The 17,055-nt window shown below is 60.1% G+C and carries 14 protein-coding genes and 1 pseudogene; 10 read left to right on the top strand and 5 right to left on the bottom strand.

Features of this window, described 5'->3' with window-relative positions; translation table 11 throughout:
• Nucleotides 1-4: 4 nt before the first annotated feature.
• Nucleotides 5-898, bottom strand: a complete 894-nt coding sequence (gene truB, locus CAURI_RS07975; RefSeq protein ID WP_010190323.1) for a tRNA pseudouridine(55) synthase TruB — start codon at nt 896-898, stop codon at nt 5-7.
• Between the two features lie 37 nt (nt 899-935).
• Between truB and CAURI_RS07970 the strand changes: the two genes are divergently transcribed.
• The 4 genes from CAURI_RS07970 to CAURI_RS07955 all read left to right on the top strand — a co-directional run bounded on the left by CAURI_RS07970 (nt 936) and on the right by CAURI_RS07955 (nt 5,593).
• A complete protein-coding gene (locus CAURI_RS07970) occupies nt 936-1,916 on the top strand; it encodes a bifunctional riboflavin kinase/FAD synthetase (protein ID WP_010190321.1) in 981 nt (326 codons plus the stop codon).
• Nucleotides 1,917-2,834 carry a nucleoside hydrolase gene (locus CAURI_RS07965; RefSeq protein WP_010190319.1) on the top strand — a complete coding sequence of 306 codons (918 nt, stop codon included), beginning with the start codon at nt 1,917-1,919 and terminating at the stop codon, nt 2,832-2,834.
• Nucleotides 2,835-2,912: 78 nt separating this feature from the next.
• On the top strand, nt 2,913-3,182 hold the full coding sequence (gene rpsO, locus CAURI_RS07960; protein WP_010190317.1) for a 30S ribosomal protein S15: 270 nt from the start codon (nt 2,913-2,915) through the stop codon (nt 3,180-3,182).
• Between the two features lie 140 nt (nt 3,183-3,322).
• Nucleotides 3,323-5,593, top strand: coding sequence for a polyribonucleotide nucleotidyltransferase (locus CAURI_RS07955; RefSeq protein WP_010190315.1), 2,271 nt, complete (start codon nt 3,323-3,325; stop codon nt 5,591-5,593).
• Between the two features lie 96 nt (nt 5,594-5,689).
• Here CAURI_RS07955 and CAURI_RS07950 read toward each other — a convergent pair whose 3' ends face one another.
• The 4 genes and pseudogenes from CAURI_RS07950 to CAURI_RS07940 all read right to left on the bottom strand — a co-directional run bounded on the left by CAURI_RS07950 (nt 5,690) and on the right by CAURI_RS07940 (nt 8,223).
• A complete protein-coding gene (locus CAURI_RS07950; RefSeq protein WP_012715107.1) occupies nt 5,690-6,349 on the bottom strand; it encodes an AMIN-like domain-containing (lipo)protein in 660 nt (219 codons plus the stop codon).
• Nucleotides 6,350-6,359: 10 nt separating this feature from the next.
• Nucleotides 6,360-6,461, bottom strand: coding sequence for a VOC family protein (locus tag CAURI_RS14285; RefSeq protein ID WP_010190312.1), 102 nt, complete (start codon nt 6,459-6,461; stop codon nt 6,360-6,362).
• A 65-nt stretch (nt 6,462-6,526) separates the two neighbouring features.
• Nucleotides 6,527-6,751, bottom strand: a pseudogene (locus tag CAURI_RS14280) (VOC family protein); the annotation flags it as partial.
• A 179-nt stretch (nt 6,752-6,930) separates the two neighbouring features.
• Nucleotides 6,931-8,223 (bottom strand): HNH endonuclease signature motif containing protein, encoded by a 1,293-nt coding sequence (locus CAURI_RS07940; RefSeq protein WP_010190308.1) that lies wholly within the window; start codon nt 8,221-8,223, stop codon nt 6,931-6,933.
• Nucleotides 8,224-8,505: 282 nt separating this feature from the next.
• Between CAURI_RS07940 and dapB the strand changes: the two genes are divergently transcribed.
• From dapB to CAURI_RS07910, 6 genes are all read left to right on the top strand, one after another.
• Nucleotides 8,506-9,252 (top strand): 4-hydroxy-tetrahydrodipicolinate reductase, encoded by a 747-nt coding sequence (gene dapB, locus CAURI_RS07935; protein ID WP_010190307.1) that lies wholly within the window; start codon nt 8,506-8,508, stop codon nt 9,250-9,252.
• Entirely contained in the window at nt 9,252-10,001 is a 750-nt protein-coding gene (gene thyX, locus CAURI_RS07930; protein ID WP_010190306.1) for an FAD-dependent thymidylate synthase, read from the top strand. Before dapB ends, thyX begins: the two co-directional genes overlap by 1 nt.
• Before the next feature lie 71 nt (nt 10,002-10,072).
• A complete protein-coding gene (dapA, locus tag CAURI_RS07925) occupies nt 10,073-10,981 on the top strand; it encodes a 4-hydroxy-tetrahydrodipicolinate synthase (RefSeq protein ID WP_010190305.1) in 909 nt (302 codons plus the stop codon).
• Between the two features lie 2 nt (nt 10,982-10,983).
• The gene (locus tag CAURI_RS07920) at nt 10,984-13,053 is read left to right on the top strand and encodes a ribonuclease J (protein ID WP_010190304.1); all 2,070 of its coding nucleotides are present in this window, start codon (nt 10,984-10,986) and stop codon (nt 13,051-13,053) included.
• A 43-nt stretch (nt 13,054-13,096) separates the two neighbouring features.
• The gene (locus CAURI_RS07915) at nt 13,097-13,738 is read left to right on the top strand and encodes a TIGR03085 family metal-binding protein (RefSeq protein WP_010190303.1); all 642 of its coding nucleotides are present in this window, start codon (nt 13,097-13,099) and stop codon (nt 13,736-13,738) included.
• A 77-nt stretch (nt 13,739-13,815) separates the two neighbouring features.
• Nucleotides 13,816-17,034: a DNA translocase FtsK gene (locus tag CAURI_RS07910; protein ID WP_012715104.1), complete on the top strand. Its 3,219-nt coding sequence runs from the start codon at nt 13,816-13,818 to the stop codon at nt 17,032-17,034.
• The last annotated feature ends 21 nt before the right edge of the window (nt 17,035-17,055 follow it).

Here is a 17,055-nt window from a genome sequence, read left to right as displayed (position 1 = left end):
GCAGCTATAGCGTCGAGGGGCGCGCGACGAAAACCGTGGCTAAGCGCTTTCCTTTTTCCTGGATCAGGGCAATTGACCGTCCCTGCGGGTCGACGGCCGCATAGGTGCCTTTCAACCCACGCGGTTCCAGCCACTTGCCCATGGCCAAAGCTTGGGCTTCTTCATCGGTGACTTCCAAGACTGGATAGCTGCGCGCGAGCGCCTCGTCGAGGCTTAAGGACAACTCCGGAGAGTCTTCGAGGGCGTCGAGGGGGTGGGCGTCGTCAAGCCTAAAGGGCCCCACCTCCGTGCGGCGCAGCGCGGTAAGGTGCCCGCCGACGCCGAGGGCCTCACCCAAATCCCGAGCCAACGAGCGGATATAGGTTCCCGAAGAACAGGCCACGGACACGTCGAGGTCGATGAACTCACCCTCGCGGCGCGTAGCGAGAATATCGAAGCGGCTGACCGTTACTGGCCGAGCAGGAAGCTCGACCTCTTCACCTGCCCGCACCCTTTCATGCGCGCGTTTGCCATCCACCTTGATAGCGGACACCGCTGCTGGGCGCTGCATAATATCGCCGGTCAAGGCAGCAATTTCCCGCGCAATGGCGGAATCCTCGACTGCGGTTGCCGGTTCGCCCCACGTTGCTTCCCCCTCCGCGTCGTCGGTGTGGGTTGCCGTGCCTAGGCGAATCGTGGCGTCATAAGCTTTGGTGGAGGCCACCATGTGGGCAAGAAACTTGGTGCCGCGCTCGATGCCTACGACGAGCACTCCAGTAGCCATCGGATCAAGCGTGCCTGCGTGCCCTACCTTGCGGGTGCGGAAGAAACGGCGCAGTTTCCCCACGACGTCGTGCGAGGTCATGCCGGCAGGTTTATCGACGACCACGAGGCCGGAACGTTCGAGCGGATCAGTCATGCCCTGCAGTCTAGGGCACCGGTCGCAGTGGGATAGCATGGTGCCCGTGGATATTTGGTACGGAATCGATAGCATCCCAGCTGACCTTGGCCCGACCTCGGTGACAATCGGCGTCTTCGACGGCCTGCACCGCGGGCACCAACAGCTCGTGACGAAGGCCGTTGAGCACGCGCGCAGACATGGACAGCGCGCGGTCATGGTGACCTTCGATCCGCACCCAGTCACCGTATTCTTGCCGGAGCGCGCGCCGCTCTCCGTGATTACTTTTGAGCGCCGCATGCAGCTGGCGGAAGAGATGGGCATCGAGGCCGTGCTCGTCATCGACTTCACTGAGGAGCTCCGGGGCGTCGAGCCGCGTGAGTACGTAACGGATCTCTTGGTGGGGCGTTTGCACACAGAGCACGTCGTGGTAGGGGAGAACTTCACCTTTGGCGCGGGTGCGTCCGGCACCGCGGAGGCGTTGGCAGAATTCGGCGCCGAGCTCGGCTTCGGCGTTGACATCGTGCCTCTGCTTGACGACGACGGCGAGCGCATCTGCTCCACCAACATCCGTGCCGCTCTTGCCAAGGGCGATATTGCGCGCGCCAATTGGGCGCTGGGGCGTCATTTCACGGTGACTGGGCCCGTTGTGCGCGGTGCAGGACGCGGCGGAAAAGAGCTTGGTTTCCCGACCGCCAACCAGTACTTCCCGGAATCCGTCGCCATTCCAGCCGATGGCGTCTACGCGGGCTGGTTCGTGGTTGAGCCCACCGGTGCCCCTCTGGAAGGTGACATGGAACCCGGCGTTCCTTATCCAGCCGCTATCTCGGTGGGCACAAACCCCACCTTTGGTGACGAGGAGCGTTCGGTGGAGTCCTTCGTGCTGGATCGCGACGCTGACCTCTACGGCCACGAAGCCACCGTGCACTTTGTCGACCACGTGCGTGACATGGAGAAATTCAACTCAGTCGAAGAGCTCCTCACAGCTATGGAGCGTGACGTTGCCCGAGTCCGTGAGATTCTTGCCCGTGAGGCCTAAATGAAGATCATCCTCGACCTCGACACCGGAATCGATGACGCCCTTGCGCTCGCCTATGCTTTAGCGCACCCCGACCTCGAGCTGATCGGGGTTACGGGCACCTATGGCAACGTGCCGGTGGCATTGGGAGTGCGCAACTCGCTGGCGTTGCTCGAGCTTCTCGACGCCGAGGATGTCCCCGTCTTCACCGGTCCGACGCGGCCGGGCTTTAGCGTTGCTCCCATTTCTGCTTTCATCCATGGCCGCAATGGCCTTGGGGAAGTACTTCTGCCTCCGCCGCGGCGCAAGGCATACGAGGATGCAGTGGGCTTTCTTCTCCGTTCGGTCCGTGAGTATGGCGAGGATCTGGTCATTGTGCCGACGGGGCCGTCGACAAGCATTGCGGCCGCCATGCGCGAGGACCCGGACTTTGCCCGCAACGCCCGCATCGTGATGATGGGCGGGGCGCTGACCGTACCCGGGAACGTCACTCCTTATGCCGAGGCTAACGTCTTCCAAGATCCCCAAGCCACGGACTATGTTTTCCGCCACGCGCACGACCTCACGATGGTGGGACTCGATGTCACGCTGCGCACCTTGCTCACTAGGGAGCATACGAAGCAGTGGAGGGGCACGCGGACGGGCCGGATCTACGCGGACATCGTGGACTATTACATACGTGCTTATAAGACGACCTCTCCGCACCTTGGCGGTTGTGGGCTCCACGATCCCTTGGCGGTAGCAGTGGCAGCCGATCCTTCGCTGGTGACCTGCCTCGACCTGAATCTGCGGTGTGAGGGGAACGGGCGCACGATCGGTGACCCTGAACGCCTTAATGATCCCACCACCCGCGTGGCCGTTGCGGTGGATGACGCGCGCTTCGTCGATGATTTGATGTCGAAGCTGGGCAGCCTCTATACTTCTACTTCGACTTGCTGACTGCGGTCCACAGTAGTCACAGGCAGCGCCTTAAGGCGCAACATTTCATGTGGACTGAAATACAATAGGAGATTTTCCATGGCTTTGAGCACCGAGAAGAAGGCTGAAATCCTCAAGGAGTACGGCCTGCACGAGACCGACACCGGTTCCCCGGAGGCACAGGTTGCGCTGCTGACTTCCCGCATCAACAACCTGACCGAGCACCTCAAGGATCACAAGCACGATCACCACTCCCGTCGTGGTCTGCTGCTGATGGTTGGTCGCCGTCGTGGCTTGCTGAAGTACCTGGCCGCTAACGACGTTGACCGTTACCGCGACCTGATTTCTCGCCTGGGTCTGCGCCGCTAAACGCTTAACTTTTGGCCCCCGCACCTTGTGTGCGGGGGTTTTCTTATCTCATCTGCTAAAATCCTTGGACGTTGTCAGAAAACATCGAAGAAGAGGCGGCACCGAAGATCGCCATGACAGCTCCAAGGAGAGTTATATCCATGAGCGCTAAGAACGCTAAAAAGCAACCGAACAATTCCGTCGAGTTTCTTATCGACGACGATTACGGCATCACCGAGGCCATCGCTACCCTGGACAACGGCGATTTCGGCACTCGCACCATCCGTTTTGAGACGGGCCAGCTGGCTCGCCAGGCCGGTGGCTCCGTGACCACTTACCTGGACGAGGACACCATGCTGCTGTCCACGACCACCGCTTCTAACCAACCGCGCGAAGGCTTCGACTTCTTCCCGCTGACCGTGGACGTCGAGGAGCGCATGTATGCCGCGGGTAAGATCCCGGGTTCCTTCTTCCGCCGCGAGGGGCGCCCTTCCACCGAAGCTATCCTGGCCTGCCGCCTCATCGACCGCCCGCTGCGCCCAACCTTCGTGAAGGGCTTGCGCAATGAGGTTCAGGTCGTTGTCACGGTCCTCTCCATGGACCCGGAGGAGTACTACGATGTCGTTGCCATCAACGGCGCTTCCGCCTCCACCCAGCTCTCTGGCCTGCCGGTATCCGGCCCGGTGGGCGGCGTGCGCATGGCACTGATTGCTGATGATAAGCACCCGAAGGGCCAGTGGGTGGCCTTCCCGAATAACGAGCAGCACGAGCGTGCTCTCTTCGAGATGGTCGTTGCCGGCCGCATCGTGAAGAAGGGCCGGAAGGACGACGTAGCCATCATGATGGTCGAGGCCGGCGCTGGTGTGAACGTAGCCGAGCGCATCAAGGAAGGCGCACCGGCTCCGCAGGAGTCCACCGTGGCTGAGGGCTTGGAGGCTGCGAAGCCTTTCATCAAGTCCCTGTGTGAAGCGCAGGCAGGTCTGGCGGAGCGTGCAGCCAAGGAGACGCAGGAGTTCCCTCTCTTCCCGCCCTACGGTGATGATGTTTACGCGGCCGTCGAAAAGGCAGCCTCCAAGAAGCTGGAGAAGCTCCTCACTATCCCGGGCAAGCAGGACCGCGACGACGCCACTAATGAGTACATGGAGCAGGTCGAGGCTAAGCTCATCGAAGACTTTGATGACCTCGACGAGGCCGACGCATCCAAGCAGATCCGCAACGCCTTCAACGCCGTGATGAAGGACATCGTGCGCACCAAGATCCTCACCGAGGGCTTCCGGATCGATGGCCGTGGTGTGACCGATATCCGTGACCTCGGCGTGGAGGTGGATCTGATCCCGCGTGCACACGGCTCCTCTCTCTTCGAGCGTGGCGAGACCCAGATCCTGGGTGTGACCACCCTGGACATGCTGAAGATGGAGCAGCAGATCGATTCTTTGACCCCAGTGGAGTCCAAGCGCTACATGCACCACTACAACTTCCCGCCGTACTCCACCGGCGAGACCGGTCGCGTAGGCTCCCCGAAGCGCCGCGAGATTGGTCACGGTGCGCTGGCTGAGCGCGCGTTGCTGCCGGTGATCCCGTCCCGTGAGGACTTCCCCTACGCCATTCGCCAGGTGTCTGAGGCCCTTGGTTCCAACGGTTCTACCTCCATGGGCTCCGTCTGTGCGTCCACCCTGTCCCTCTACAACGCGGGCGTTCCGCTGAAGGCTCCGGTGGCGGGTATCGCCATGGGCTTGGTCTCGGGCGAGGTCAACGGCAAGGAAAAGTTCGTGGCGCTGACCGATATTCTCGGCGCTGAGGATGCCTTCGGCGATATGGACTTCAAGGTTGCCGGTACATCCGAGTTCATCACCGCCCTGCAGCTGGATACCAAGCTGGATGGCATTCCTTCGCACGTGCTTGCCGACGCCCTCGAACAGGCCCGCGACGCCCGTGCCGCCATCCTCGACACGATGTCTGAGGTCATCGAGAGTCCAGACGAGATGTCTGGCCTGGCTCCGCGCATTACCTCGGTGACTATCCCGGTGAACAAGATTGGTGAGCTCATTGGCCCGAAGGGCAAGACTATCAACGCCATTACTGAGGAAACTGGCGCCGATGTCTCCATCGAGGAAGACGGCACTGTGTATATCTCTGCCGCTACCGGTGAAGCAGCTGACGCTGCGATCGACCGCGTGAATAGCATTGCTAACCCGCAGCTGCCGAAGGTGGGCGAGCGCTTCCTCGGCACCGTGGTGAAGACCGTGGCTTTCGGTGCCTTCGTTTCCCTGACCCCGGGTCGCGATGGCCTTGTACACATCTCGAAGCTGGGCGGCGACGAGCGCATTGAGAAGGTCGAGGACGTCGTCAACGTTGGCGATAAGATTCAGGTCGAAATTGCCGACATTGATAATCGCGGCAAAATCTCCCTGGTTCCGGTTGAGGAGGACTAATCCTCGGACTAGCTAGGACCACTAGGACCTCCTAGATCAAGGGCCCTGTAACCCAGAAATTAGCTGGGGACAGGGCCCTTATCGTTTCACCACACGTCAAACCTGGAAGTCGAGAACTAGGCGTTTAGGGTCCTCCAGGAAAGTCACTGAGTACGGGGTCTTCTTCTGTAGTCCAATGATCAATTGGGTTTGTGCCTCGAATGAGGTCGTGTATACGACTTCGCTCACCACACCAGTACCGGGAGTAGTTCCTGGCTTCATATACCTTTCTTCGAGATCGGGTGTGGAAGGCCACGGAGTTCCTTCGACCCCCAGATTGAGAAAAGTGCTTCCCTTTACTTCGACTGGATGACCTGATGCCTGCTGACGAGGATCGTCGGTATAGGCGGTGAACCAGCCGGGCTCACCTTCTCCCTCGAGGTCAACCACCACCCGCGTGAAACCGTCGTGAGCACCTACGCGCACGCCCGTCGGAATGAGGCCGCCCAACCGATCTGGCATGTGGTGTTGGTCATCAATCGCAGCCGTCCCCATACCCGCAAAGGCAGCAACATTGGCATCCTGTTGTGAGGGAGCATTCTGCGTGTCACTGGACGGCGGCTCCGGCCCATCGATAGCAGCGGAGCTAGACGGAATTGCACTGAACTGCGGTGCCGGAGTCGTGTCTGACCCACGCTCCGCGCATGCAGTTAGAGGCATTACGCATAGGGCGCTAACGGCTGCGATGATAGCGACGGAAGAAGGTAAGTGTGACATTCTTTATTCTCTATTTCTTGAGCTGTACCAGTTGGATGAGGTTGCCTACGGTGTCATCGAAGACGGCGATGATGGAGGGGCCGACGTCGGTCGGCACGATAGTGAAATGCACTCCCACTTTTCAGTGAGCTCGCTATATTCTCGCTCCACGTCTGCGGATAGGAACTGGGTGACAGGGACACCGTCAGCCTTGAGTGCTGCTGCGTAGTCCTTGGCCGCGGAATGGGCCTTGGGCTCGAGCAGGAGCTCCATATCCCCTTGGCCTTCCGCATTGGTGACCGTGAGCCACCGAAAGTCTCCGTGGGTTACATCGTCCTTGACTCGAAAGCCGAGCGTATTGACATAGAAGTCGTGAGCGAGGGCAACATCATCGACGGGTACTGAGGCAATGTAGATCTGCATTCACTCCATCCTAACCGGCATGACTAAGTCCAGCCGGTCCCAATGGCAACAGTTGGGGCGAGCCTGACTGGGCTTCGGCAGTGCAGTCGTCGTCTGTGACGACGGTGGTTGTGTTCCTGGTTTCTTGGGTTCTTTCCTTTCTGCTGGATTGGTGTCGTCGTTTTATTCGACGGTGAGGTTTAGAAGGGGATGTCGTCGGTGCTGGCATCTGTGTCGGTGTTGTCCTCGGCTTGGGCTTGGGCTTGGGCTTGTTGTTGTGCGTAGTCGTCGAGTTCTTGTTTTAAATGTTGGGCTTCCTCGCGGATGCGTTTCCTGGTGGCGGTGATGTGTTGGGCGACGGTTTGTGCCCAGCGTTTCTGCTTTGGTGCTAGCGGCCCGTCGGCTTCGGTAATAGTCCAGGTGCCGTCTTCATATAGCCAGATGACGTCCCCGCTGTAGGGGTCGAGCAGGTATTTGAGGGTGCCATCGGTTTTCATGTTGTGATGGCCTTGGCATAAACACGCTAGGTTCTTCGGGTGGGTTGGCCCGCCTTCGGCCCAGTTGTGTCGGTGATCCAACTGGCTGAGAAAAGCAGGCTCGCCGCATCCGCCGACCCGGCAGGTACCGTCGCGGCCTTCGACAAGTTTGCGCATAATCAGGCCGGGTTGGTAGCCGTCGGCTTCGGCGACCTCACCGGTTAAATCCCGCACCTTGTCATGTGGCATGGGCTCAGCCCGCCAGCCGAAGCCTTCAATAAAGGTCGGTGCATCCTCAATATCGCAGGCCTGGTAGGTGTGGAGCACCACGGTAGCTGGTGGCTTTATTTCACCGGAAAGCAGTTTGATGACTGCCTCAGGGACAGTGATGTCTTCCTTGGCGGCGGTCTGGTGGATGAAGGCATCGAGTTTAATGCCGGTGTCTTCTTCAACCTGCAGTTCCAGCCAGGCAGAGGTGCCGTTAGAGGAAAACCGGTAGGTATCTTTAGGCCGGGTATCCCGATAGGCAATGGAATCATCCAGTGTTTTACATATATCGCGGACTTTGCGCCTGATTTGACTACGCGTGGGAAAAGCCTGATTCGGTTTAGAAGGGGTAAAGAAGTCAGCCAGGATAGTGTCGACAAAATCCAGGGTTTCTTTTGTTAGGGCTGTCAGTGCTGACATGGGTTGATCAATAGCAATGAGGGATTCAATATCCAGCAGGCAGTGGGTGTCTTGTATGGCTTTGACTTTCGGCAGGCTATCTAGGCGGTGGATGGCACGCAGGCCTGATTTGATGTGGCCTTCGGGCAGTGACCAGGCAGCCACTAGGGATAGTGCGGTGGTGTTGATATCGGCGTCGAGGCTGGGCATGGCCCCGACCCAGGTTTTATAGGTGGCTCTCCGGGCTTGAGCACGGGCCATCGCGTGTGGGTTATTAGGGTTGGTGGTGGAAAAGAAGAAGGTAGGCGGGCGTGTAGCAGTGGTGGTCATGGTCTCCCCCGAGATCAACATGAGTTAGAAGAAGTGTTCTAACCATGATTCTAGCGGCCACCGCCACACATGGCTATAGCTAGTGGTGAATTCCCGTCAAGTCGTCACTATAAACGGGGGTAGCCACCATGGGTTAGCCAGGGCATTCGATGCCGAATGATTTGAGTGGTGTCGCCTGTGTCCGCAACGAAAGGAAGAAAATGCGTATTAAAGGCAGCCTTTTGAGCCCTGTCTGAAACCTCGCCGGTGTCAGGGATAGACTGGGCACAGTTAACCGCACGAACACGTATGAAGGGATTGTGAATGACTATCAAGGTAGGCGTCTTGGGGGCTAAAGGGCGCGTGGGCCAAGCAATCGTGGAAGGCGTTAATGCGGCAGAGGATTTGGAGCTAGTTGCTTCCATCGACCGCGGGACCCCGTTGGAGAAGCTGGTTGAATCGGGTGCCGAGGTCGCCGTCGACTTCACCCAGCCGGCATCGGTCATGGACAATCTAGAGTTTTGCATCGCACATGGCATCCACGCTGTCGTGGGGACCACGGGATTCGATTCAGAACGCCTAGCCAAGGTGGAGGGGTGGACTCAGAAAGAGGACGCCGGCAATGTTCTCATCGCCCCGAACTTCGCTATTTCAGCTGTACTGACCATGGTGTTTGCCGCGCAGGCGGCGAAGTTCTTTGACAGTGCCGAGGTAGTTGAATACCACCACCCGAACAAGCTCGATGCGCCGTCCGGTACCGCGGTTCACACTGCGCAGGGCATTGCGAATGCTCGCCAGGAGGCAGGTTTGGACGCTATGCCGGATAAGACCGAGCAGTCCCTCGATGGAGCGCGTGGCGCAGACGTCGATGGTGTTCACGTCCACGCAGTCCGTATGCAGGGAATGGTGGCTCATGAAGAAGTTATCTTCGGCACTCAAGGCCAGTCCTTGACCATCCGCCAGGACTCCTATGACCGCTCTTCCTTTACCCCCGGCGTTCTGCTGGGCGTACGAGAAATCGCATCCCACCCAGGCTTGACCGTGGGACTTGAGAAGTACCTGGGGCTGTAATGGCAAAGGTCTCTGAGCTTGATGTCCAGCTCATTGCGGCAACCGCTTTCCATGCGCCGCAAGGAGTGGACTGGGAGGTTGATGAGGGGGCGTCGGAAAGCGAGGCTCTAGTCGAGTTTGCCGGGCGCGCCTGTTATGAGTCCTTCGACAAGCCGAATCCCCGTACCGCCTCAAACCAGGCCTATCTGCACCACATTCTGGAGGTAGGTCACGATGCATTGCTGGAGCATGCCACGGCGACGCTCTATATACGGGGGCTGTCGCGGTCGGCGTCGCACGAGCTGGTTCGCCATCGTCATTTCTCCTTCTCACAGCTCTCGCAACGCTTCGTGCATTCTGAGGAAGCAGAGGTAGTCCTGCCTAAATTTATTGCGGAGGATGAACAGCTAACGCGGTTGACCTTGCAGGCGGCCGATGAAGCGAGGTTTGTCTACGAGGAGCTCCTTGACGCCCTCGAGTCCAAGCTGGAGGAGGAGCCAAATGCATTGCTGCGCAAGAAGCAGGCTCGTCAAGCGGCGCGCGCTGTTTTGCCCAATCTCACAGAGTCCCGCATTGTCGTGACCGGCAATTACCGGGCCTGGCGTCACTTTATTGGCGCGCGGGCGACTGAACAGGCCGATACAGAGATGCGCCAGCTCGCCGTCACGTGTTTGAAGCTGTTGCGGGAGCAATCGCCGGTGCTTTTCGACGACTTCCATATCACCACCCTGGCTGACGGCACCGAAATGGCCTCGAGCCCTTACGCTTAAAGCACTAGAAGGAGACTCGCGCACGACCCCGATGCGGCCAATGGGGGCGAAAGCAGGTAATCTTGACGCCTATGAGCACAGGTATGACAGCACAGGCAGGCGTCGACACCTTCGGACGCGTAGGCGTAGCTATGGTCACTCCTTTTGACCAGGATGGCGCCTTGGACGTGTCCGCTGGTCGTCGCCTAGCAGCTCATTTGGTTGATAACGGCGTTGATTCGCTCATTTTGGCTGGGACCACGGGCGAATCACCGACGACGTCGTTGGATGAGAAACTGGAGCTGTTTGCAGCTGTAAAGGAAGAGGTAGGTGGCCGCGCTAAGTTGTGCGCCGGTGCGGGAACTAACAACACCGCCACCAGTATTGAGGCGGCGCGCGCTTTCGCTGATGCGGGAGCAGACAGCCTTCTGGTCGTGACCCCGTATTACTCCAAGCCTTCCCAGGCTGGTGTGTACGCGCACTTTACTGCTGTGGCTGACGCCGTGGACCTCCCAGTTTGTCTGTACGACATCCCTGGCCGCTCGGGCATTCCGATTGAGACGGAGACCCTTCTTCGCCTCGCGGAGGTGCCGAACATCAAGGCTGTTAAAGACGCCAAGGGCGATCTTGTGGCAGCCGCACCGCTTATCCAGGAAACCGGTTTGGCATGGTACTCCGGAGATGACGGGCTGAACTTGCCGTGGCTGGCCCTCGGCGCTTCGGGCGTTATTTCCGTGATTGGCCATATTGCTCCGCGGGCCCTGGCTGATCTCTACGTAGCCTTCGACGAAGGCGATATTGCACGTGCACGAGAGATCAACGCGAAAACTTTGTCCCCGCTCGTCGAGGCACAAGGTCGCCTCGGAGGAGTAACTCTTGTTAAAGCTGCCCTGCGCCTGCAGGGTATTGAAGTTGGAGAACCTCGTCTCCCAGTTACCGCGGCTGACGCGGAGGAGATCGAGGCTCTCCGCCACGATTTGGAAAAGGCTGGAGTCCTTTAAGAATGACTGAATCCCGTAATCGCTCCCGCAAGGTAACCCGTAAGGCGGGTCCGCCTTCGGAGACTGAGACCGCCTCGAATGAGGCGGCTTCGCCGGTTTTCCAAGCGCCGAACGAATCGGCTGCTTCCGGCGCCACCTCTAAGGAGTCTGGAAACTCTGACGACGGCAACCGTCGTTCCCGTTCTCGTGGTTCCCGTGGCGGCCGTGGTCGCGGTCGCGGCGGCAACAACAACCACAACAACGGCAATAGCAACAACGGTGGTCGTAACAACCGTAACCAGAACAACAACCGCGGTCGCCGCAATGTGCCCAAGTCCATGCAGGGCGCGGACTTGACCAAGCGTCTGCCAGAGCCGCCGAAGCAGCAGAAGGATTCGCTGCGTATTTATGCTCTGGGCGGTATTTCTGAGATCGGTCGAAACATGACCGTCTTCGAGTACCAGGACGACATCCTCATCATCGACTGTGGTGTGCTCTTCCCGTCTTCCGGTGAGCCGGGCGTGGACCTGATTCTCCCGGACTTTGGCCCGATTGAGAAGAAGATTCACAAGGTCAAGGCGCTCGTCGTCACCCACGCACACGAGGACCACATCGGTGCGATTCCGTGGCTGCTGAAGCTGCGCCCGGATATCCCGATCGTGGCTTCGCGCTTCACCATCGCGCTGATCGCGGCCAAGTGTAAGGAGCACCGCCAGAAGCCGAAGTTCGTAGAGGTCAACGAGAAGTCCGATGTGAACTACGGTCCGTTCCGCTGCCGTTTCTGGGCAGTGAACCACTCCGTCCCGGATGCGCTTGGCGTCATGCTGGGTACCCCGGCCGGCAACATCATCCACACCGGTGATATCAAGCTTGACCAGACCCCACTGGATAATCGTCCGACGGATCTGCCGGCCCTGTCGCGTTACGGCGATGAGGGCGTGGACCTCATGCTGTGTGACTCCACCAACGCCAACATTCCGGGTGTGTCCGCCTCTGAGGGCGACATTCCGGCAACATTTAAGCGGCTGGTGTCTGGGGCCAAGCAGCGCGTAATCATCGCCTCCTTCGCCTCCAACGTTTACCGCGTGCAGGCGGCTATCGACGCCGCCGTGGCCGCCGGCCGCAAGGTTGCCTTCAACGGTCGCTCCATGATGCGCAACATGGAAATTGCGGAGAAGATGGGCTTCCTGAAGGTCCCGCGCGGCACCATCATCCCGATCGATGAGGCAGCCAAGATGGCTCCGCACAAGGTGCTGCTCATCACCACCGGTACCCAGGGTGAGCCGATGGCGGCGCTGTCCCGCATGGCACGCCGCGAGCACCGCCAGATCACGGTCCGCGATGGTGACCTGATCATCTTCTCCTCCTCCCTGATTCCGGGTAACGAGGAAGCCGTGTTTGGCGTTATCAACATGCTTTCCCAGATTGGTGCTGAAGTCATCACCAACAAGGAGGCTAAGGTTCACGCCTCCGGACACGGCTACGGTGGCGAGCTGCTCTTCCTCTACAACGCAGCCCGCCCGAAGAACGCCATGCCGGTGCACGGCGAGTGGCGTCACCTGCGCGCCAATAAGGAGCTGGCTATCTCCACTGGTGTGGCCCGCGACCGCGTGGTCTTGGCTCAGAACGGCGTTGTCGTCGATCTGCGCAACGGCCGTGCTGAGGTCGTCGGCCAGATCCCTGTGGGCAACCTCTACGTTGATGGTGTGTCGATGGGTGATGTCGACGCCGATACTCTCGCGGACCGCACCAACCTGGGTGCCGGCGGCGTTGTTTCCATCACCTGTGTCATTGATAACCGCACCTCGCGCCTGCTCGAGCACCCGACGGTGTCCACGACGGGCTTCTCTGACGATGACCGCGGTATCGTGCCCGAGGTAGCTGAGATGGTGGAGAACACCATGAATGACCTCGCAGCTGAGGGCGAGAACGATACCTACCGCATGGTGCAGAAGCTGCGCCGCAAGGTGTCGAAGCTGATGGATTCCAAGTACAAGCGCGAGCCGGTGATTCTGCCGACCATCGTGCCGACGAACTCGGATATCTTGCTGCCTGACGACGACGAAGTTCACGCCTCCCGTGAATCGCTCTAGACTTTAGGCCAACGGCGCCCCAGCGTTCCCGCTAAAGGTGGGTATGCTGGGGCGCATGTCGTTTTCCTCGAGCGAGCGCGCCAAAATGGTGGCGTTATTTCATGAACTTGGTCCCGATGCACCGACGTTATGTGAGGGCTGGTCGGCCCACGACCTCATAACGCATTTGTGGGTTCGTGAGAACCGCCCTGATGCTGCGATCGGGGCTTTTGTCCCGGCACTGTCTTCTCATGCTGATGGCATCGCTAGGAAACTTCGTGCGCAAAAGACATATGAGGAGCTTGTTGATTCTTGGGGTAGGGGAGCGGGCAGACTGAATCCTCTGCGCTATGCGGACTCGGTGTTCAATGCCGCGGAGCACTTTGTGCATCATGAGGATCTTCGCCGCGCCAATGGTCGCACTGAACCACGGGATTTGTCACGAGCCGCACACGCCGAGCTCTTGCTGCCGTTGAAATTACTAGGCACACGGCTATTGTCACGTTCTCGCCGTCCTGTCGTGCTGGAACCGCAGGGCTTTCCGCCGATTGTGGCGGCGGATAAGCGGCGCGTTTCGGAGCAGGGTGATGCAGTGGTGCGGGTGCGTGGCACCGTGGCCGAGTTGCTCTTGTGGGCTTTCGGCCGCGAGGCCGCCCGGGTTGAGATTGAGGGCGATGCCTCCGCCATCGTTAGGTCAAGCCTGTAGGCTGAACTGAGAAAATTCTTTAGCATGCGCGTGTGGCGTATGTGGTTAATGGTGCGTTTGCTACTAGAGTGGCAGGCATGTCTGTCAAGAACGCTCCGTCTCGCGCCTCCGGCCGAGGCCGCACCGCTAATCGGTCGCGGCCGTCGGGCCGCACAAGCTACTCGCTGACGTCCGCAACCCGCGCTGCCGAGACCTCCGAAGAGAGGACCGGCAGCGCCTTTCGCGCCGTTGGCCGCGGACTCGGCAGCGTTTTTGGCGCCACCGCCAAGGGCATGGGAAGCATGGCGCGGGGAGTCGGGCATGGCCTCGCTGGGCTCAAGCCAGCTGAAGCGGGAAGTCGGGACGAGGATCTCTACGATTCTGCTTATGATGCGCCCCATGACGAGGGGGCTTTCGATGATTACGACGAGTTGAGGGAGCCAGGGGAAATTTCTGGACGCGCAAAGAATAACAAAACTAGCAAGAGGGCTGAGGGAGCTGCTTCGTCGAAAAGCAAGGTGACCCGTGCCCAGGACGTCGACGGTGACATGCCGACGACAGTCATGGAGCGCCCTGCCCGCATGGAGAAGAGCATTCGTGTCTCTAATCCAGATGCGGTTGCGCTTGTGCTGATTGGCGTGGCTATCATCCTTGCCTGCGCGACGTGGTTCCAGGTCGCCGGCATTATTGGTGAATACCTCACCAATGCCGTGCGCTACGTCATTGGTGCGGGCGCCTATGTGCTTCCCGTCGCGTTGATCGCCGTAGCCATCGCACTCATGATGGATATTTCCGGCCCAGCCGGCCATTTCAAGCCGCGCGTGGTGGGCGGCACCGCCCTCATCGTGGTGTGCATGCTCAGCCTCATCCACATTTTTGCTGGGCTTCCGAAGCTTACCTGGAATAACAACGCCGCCGGTGAGGCCGGTGGTGTTATCGGTTATGGAATCGGCGAGCTGTTGGTGGCGGCTTTCTCCAGCTACGTGGCAGTGCCACTGCTTTTCCTGCTCATCGTGTACGGAGCGCTCAATATCACTGGCATCACCCTGCGCGAGGCATATGACTTCGTGGCCGCCCAGTTCTCCGCGCTCCTCGGCGGACTCCGTGATCGGAAGAACCGCTCAGATGAGGGGCTGCTTGACGACGCCTCCGCGGACGACTACGGCTACGTCAGCGATGACATCGACGCCATCGCCGAAGGCCGCGAGCGTCCCGCGCGTCCGGCGTATACTCCGCGCCCGCGCCCGAAGCAGACGCCGAAGCAGCCCCCGAGGCAGATGCCGGACGAGAATGCCACTGTCTCCTTTGACTCTGCAGCACAACCTGTGAGCCAGGAACCCGTGCAGCACGGCCGCCCAAGCTTTGATAGCCGTGTCGATGACACCGATGAGATCCCTGTCGTGCCGGAACCGGAGCCTGCTCCGCAGCCGGAGCAGAAGGTAGCGCCACAGCCAGTATCGAAACCAGCACCGAAGAAGCGTCCCCGCGTGGACGTCGGCGGTGCCGCCGGCGCGGCACTGGGGGCGGCGGCTGCGGAGGCGTCGGCAAGCGCAGCGTCGGCTGGATCAGTTGGGGGAGACGTAGTCTCGGCCGCGCATAACGAGGCAGTGCGCATGTTCCAGGAACGCTCCGGACGCGACGCGCGAACGGGCGCCAAGGTCGAGGAGGAGGCCCCGACCGCGGCGGAACAAACGCCTGCGACCCCGAGCGGTGCTGAAGACACGGCCTTGGGCGGCGGCTACGATGTGCCGACGACGGACCTGCTCACCGCCGGCAAACCTGCGAAGGCACGCACGGAGGCTAACGATCGCATCATCGAGGCCATCACCGAGGTCTTTGAAGAATTCAAGGTCGATGCCCAGGTAACCGGTTTTAGTCGTGGTCCGACAGTCACGCGCTATGAGATCGAGCTGGGCCCTGGCGTCAAGGTCTCGAAGATTACAAACCTGCAGTCCAACCTGGCCTACGCCGTCGCGACGGATAACCTGCGCCTGCTCACCCCGATCCCGGGCAAGTCCGCAGTTGGCATTGAGGTGCCCAATGCGGACCGAGAGATGGTGCGTCTGCGCGATGTCTTGGATTCCCCGGCACTGCGCGCCGACCATGACCCCATGCTGATTGGCTTGGGCAAGGATATCGAAGGCGAGTACACCTCCTTCTCCGTGAAGAAGATGCCGCACCTGCTCGTGGCCGGCGCAACCGGTTCGGGTAAATCGGCGTTCGTGAACTCCATGCTGGTCTCGCTGTTGACCCGCGCGACGCCGGAAGACGTCCGCCTCATCCTCGTCGACCCGAAGATGGTGGAGCTCACACCGTACGAAGGTATCCCGCACCTCATCACTCCCATCATCACGCAGCCGAAGAAGGCTGCGGCGGCCCTGCAGTGGCTGGTGGAGGAGATGGAGCAGCGCTACATGGATATGCAGGCTGCCCGCGTGCGCAAGATCGAGGACTTCAACCGGAAGGTCCGCAGCGGCGAATACCAGGCTCCTGCCGGCTCCCAGCGAGAGATGCGCCCGTACCCGTACATCGTGTGCGTCGTGGATGAGCTCGCAGACCTCATGATGACAGCCCCGAAGGAAATCGAGGATTCCATCGTCCGCATCACCCAGAAGGCGCGCGCAGCCGGCATTCACCTTGTGCTCGCAACGCAGCGCCCGTCCGTGGACGTTGTGACCGGTCTTATTAAGACCAACGTTCCTTCTCGTCTGGCTTTTGCGACGTCCTCGCTTACGGACTCTCGAGTCATCCTGGATCAGGGTGGAGCCGAGAAGCTCATCGGTATGGGCGATGGCCTCTTCATCCCGCAAGGCGGGCGCCCCGTGCGTATGCAGGGTGCGTTCGTCTCCGACGAGGAGGTGCAGGCGGTTGTCGACGCCGCGAAGGCACAAGGCTCGCCGAACTACACGGAAGGTGTGACGGACGATAAGGCCTCGGAGGCGAAGAAGGAGATCGACGAAGAGATCGGCAAGGATATGGACGACCTCTTGGAGGCCGTCGACCTTGTGGTCACCTCCCAGCTGGGCTCCACGTCGATGCTCCAGCGCAAGCTGCGCATCGGCTTTGCCAAGGCCGGCCGACTCATGGACCTCATGGAGTCGCGCGGTGTGGTTGGGCCTTCCGAAGGCTCCAAGGCGCGTGAGGTATTGGTCAAGCCGGAGGAGCTCGACACCATCATCTGGATGATCAAGGGGGCCGATCCAGCCGAGGCCCCGAAGGAGGTCCAAGACGCTGAAGGTACCGGAGGGACGGACGACGCTGAAGCCGATACCCGCACCGTTGAAATCTCCGCTAACCCCTCCACTGGCGCGTTCTAAGTTCCGTGTAGGATAGGACGA

Origin of the sequence: Corynebacterium aurimucosum ATCC 700975 (assembly GCF_000022905.1) — a bacterium.
Taxonomy (GTDB): domain Bacteria; phylum Actinomycetota; class Actinomycetes; order Mycobacteriales; family Mycobacteriaceae; genus Corynebacterium; species Corynebacterium aurimucosum_F.
This window is presented reverse-complemented; position numbering and strand designations above follow the sequence as displayed.

What these genes read in the sequence shown, in the direction of transcription:
- truB (WP_010190323.1), bottom strand. Translation starts at nt 898, where the DNA reads ATGACTGATCCGCTCGAACGTTCCGGCCTCGTGGTCGTCGATAAACCT.
- CAURI_RS07970 (WP_010190321.1), top strand. Translation starts at nt 936, where the DNA reads ATGGTGCCCGTGGATATTTGGTACGGAATCGATAGCATCCCAGCTGAC.
- CAURI_RS07965 (WP_010190319.1), top strand. Translation starts at nt 1,917, where the DNA reads ATGAAGATCATCCTCGACCTCGACACCGGAATCGATGACGCCCTTGCG.
- rpsO (WP_010190317.1), top strand. Translation starts at nt 2,913, where the DNA reads ATGGCTTTGAGCACCGAGAAGAAGGCTGAAATCCTCAAGGAGTACGGC.
- CAURI_RS07955 (WP_010190315.1), top strand. Translation starts at nt 3,323, where the DNA reads ATGAGCGCTAAGAACGCTAAAAAGCAACCGAACAATTCCGTCGAGTTT.
- CAURI_RS07950 (WP_012715107.1), bottom strand. Translation starts at nt 6,349, where the DNA reads ATGTCACACTTACCTTCTTCCGTCGCTATCATCGCAGCCGTTAGCGCC.
- CAURI_RS07940 (WP_010190308.1), bottom strand. Translation starts at nt 8,223, where the DNA reads ATGTTGATCTCGGGGGAGACCATGACCACCACTGCTACACGCCCGCCT.
- dapB (WP_010190307.1), top strand. Translation starts at nt 8,506, where the DNA reads ATGACTATCAAGGTAGGCGTCTTGGGGGCTAAAGGGCGCGTGGGCCAA.
- thyX (WP_010190306.1), top strand. Translation starts at nt 9,252, where the DNA reads ATGGCAAAGGTCTCTGAGCTTGATGTCCAGCTCATTGCGGCAACCGCT.
- dapA (WP_010190305.1), top strand. Translation starts at nt 10,073, where the DNA reads ATGAGCACAGGTATGACAGCACAGGCAGGCGTCGACACCTTCGGACGC.
- CAURI_RS07920 (WP_010190304.1), top strand. Translation starts at nt 10,984, where the DNA reads ATGACTGAATCCCGTAATCGCTCCCGCAAGGTAACCCGTAAGGCGGGT.
- CAURI_RS07915 (WP_010190303.1), top strand. Translation starts at nt 13,097, where the DNA reads ATGCTGGGGCGCATGTCGTTTTCCTCGAGCGAGCGCGCCAAAATGGTG.
- CAURI_RS07910 (WP_012715104.1), top strand. Translation starts at nt 13,816, where the DNA reads ATGTCTGTCAAGAACGCTCCGTCTCGCGCCTCCGGCCGAGGCCGCACC.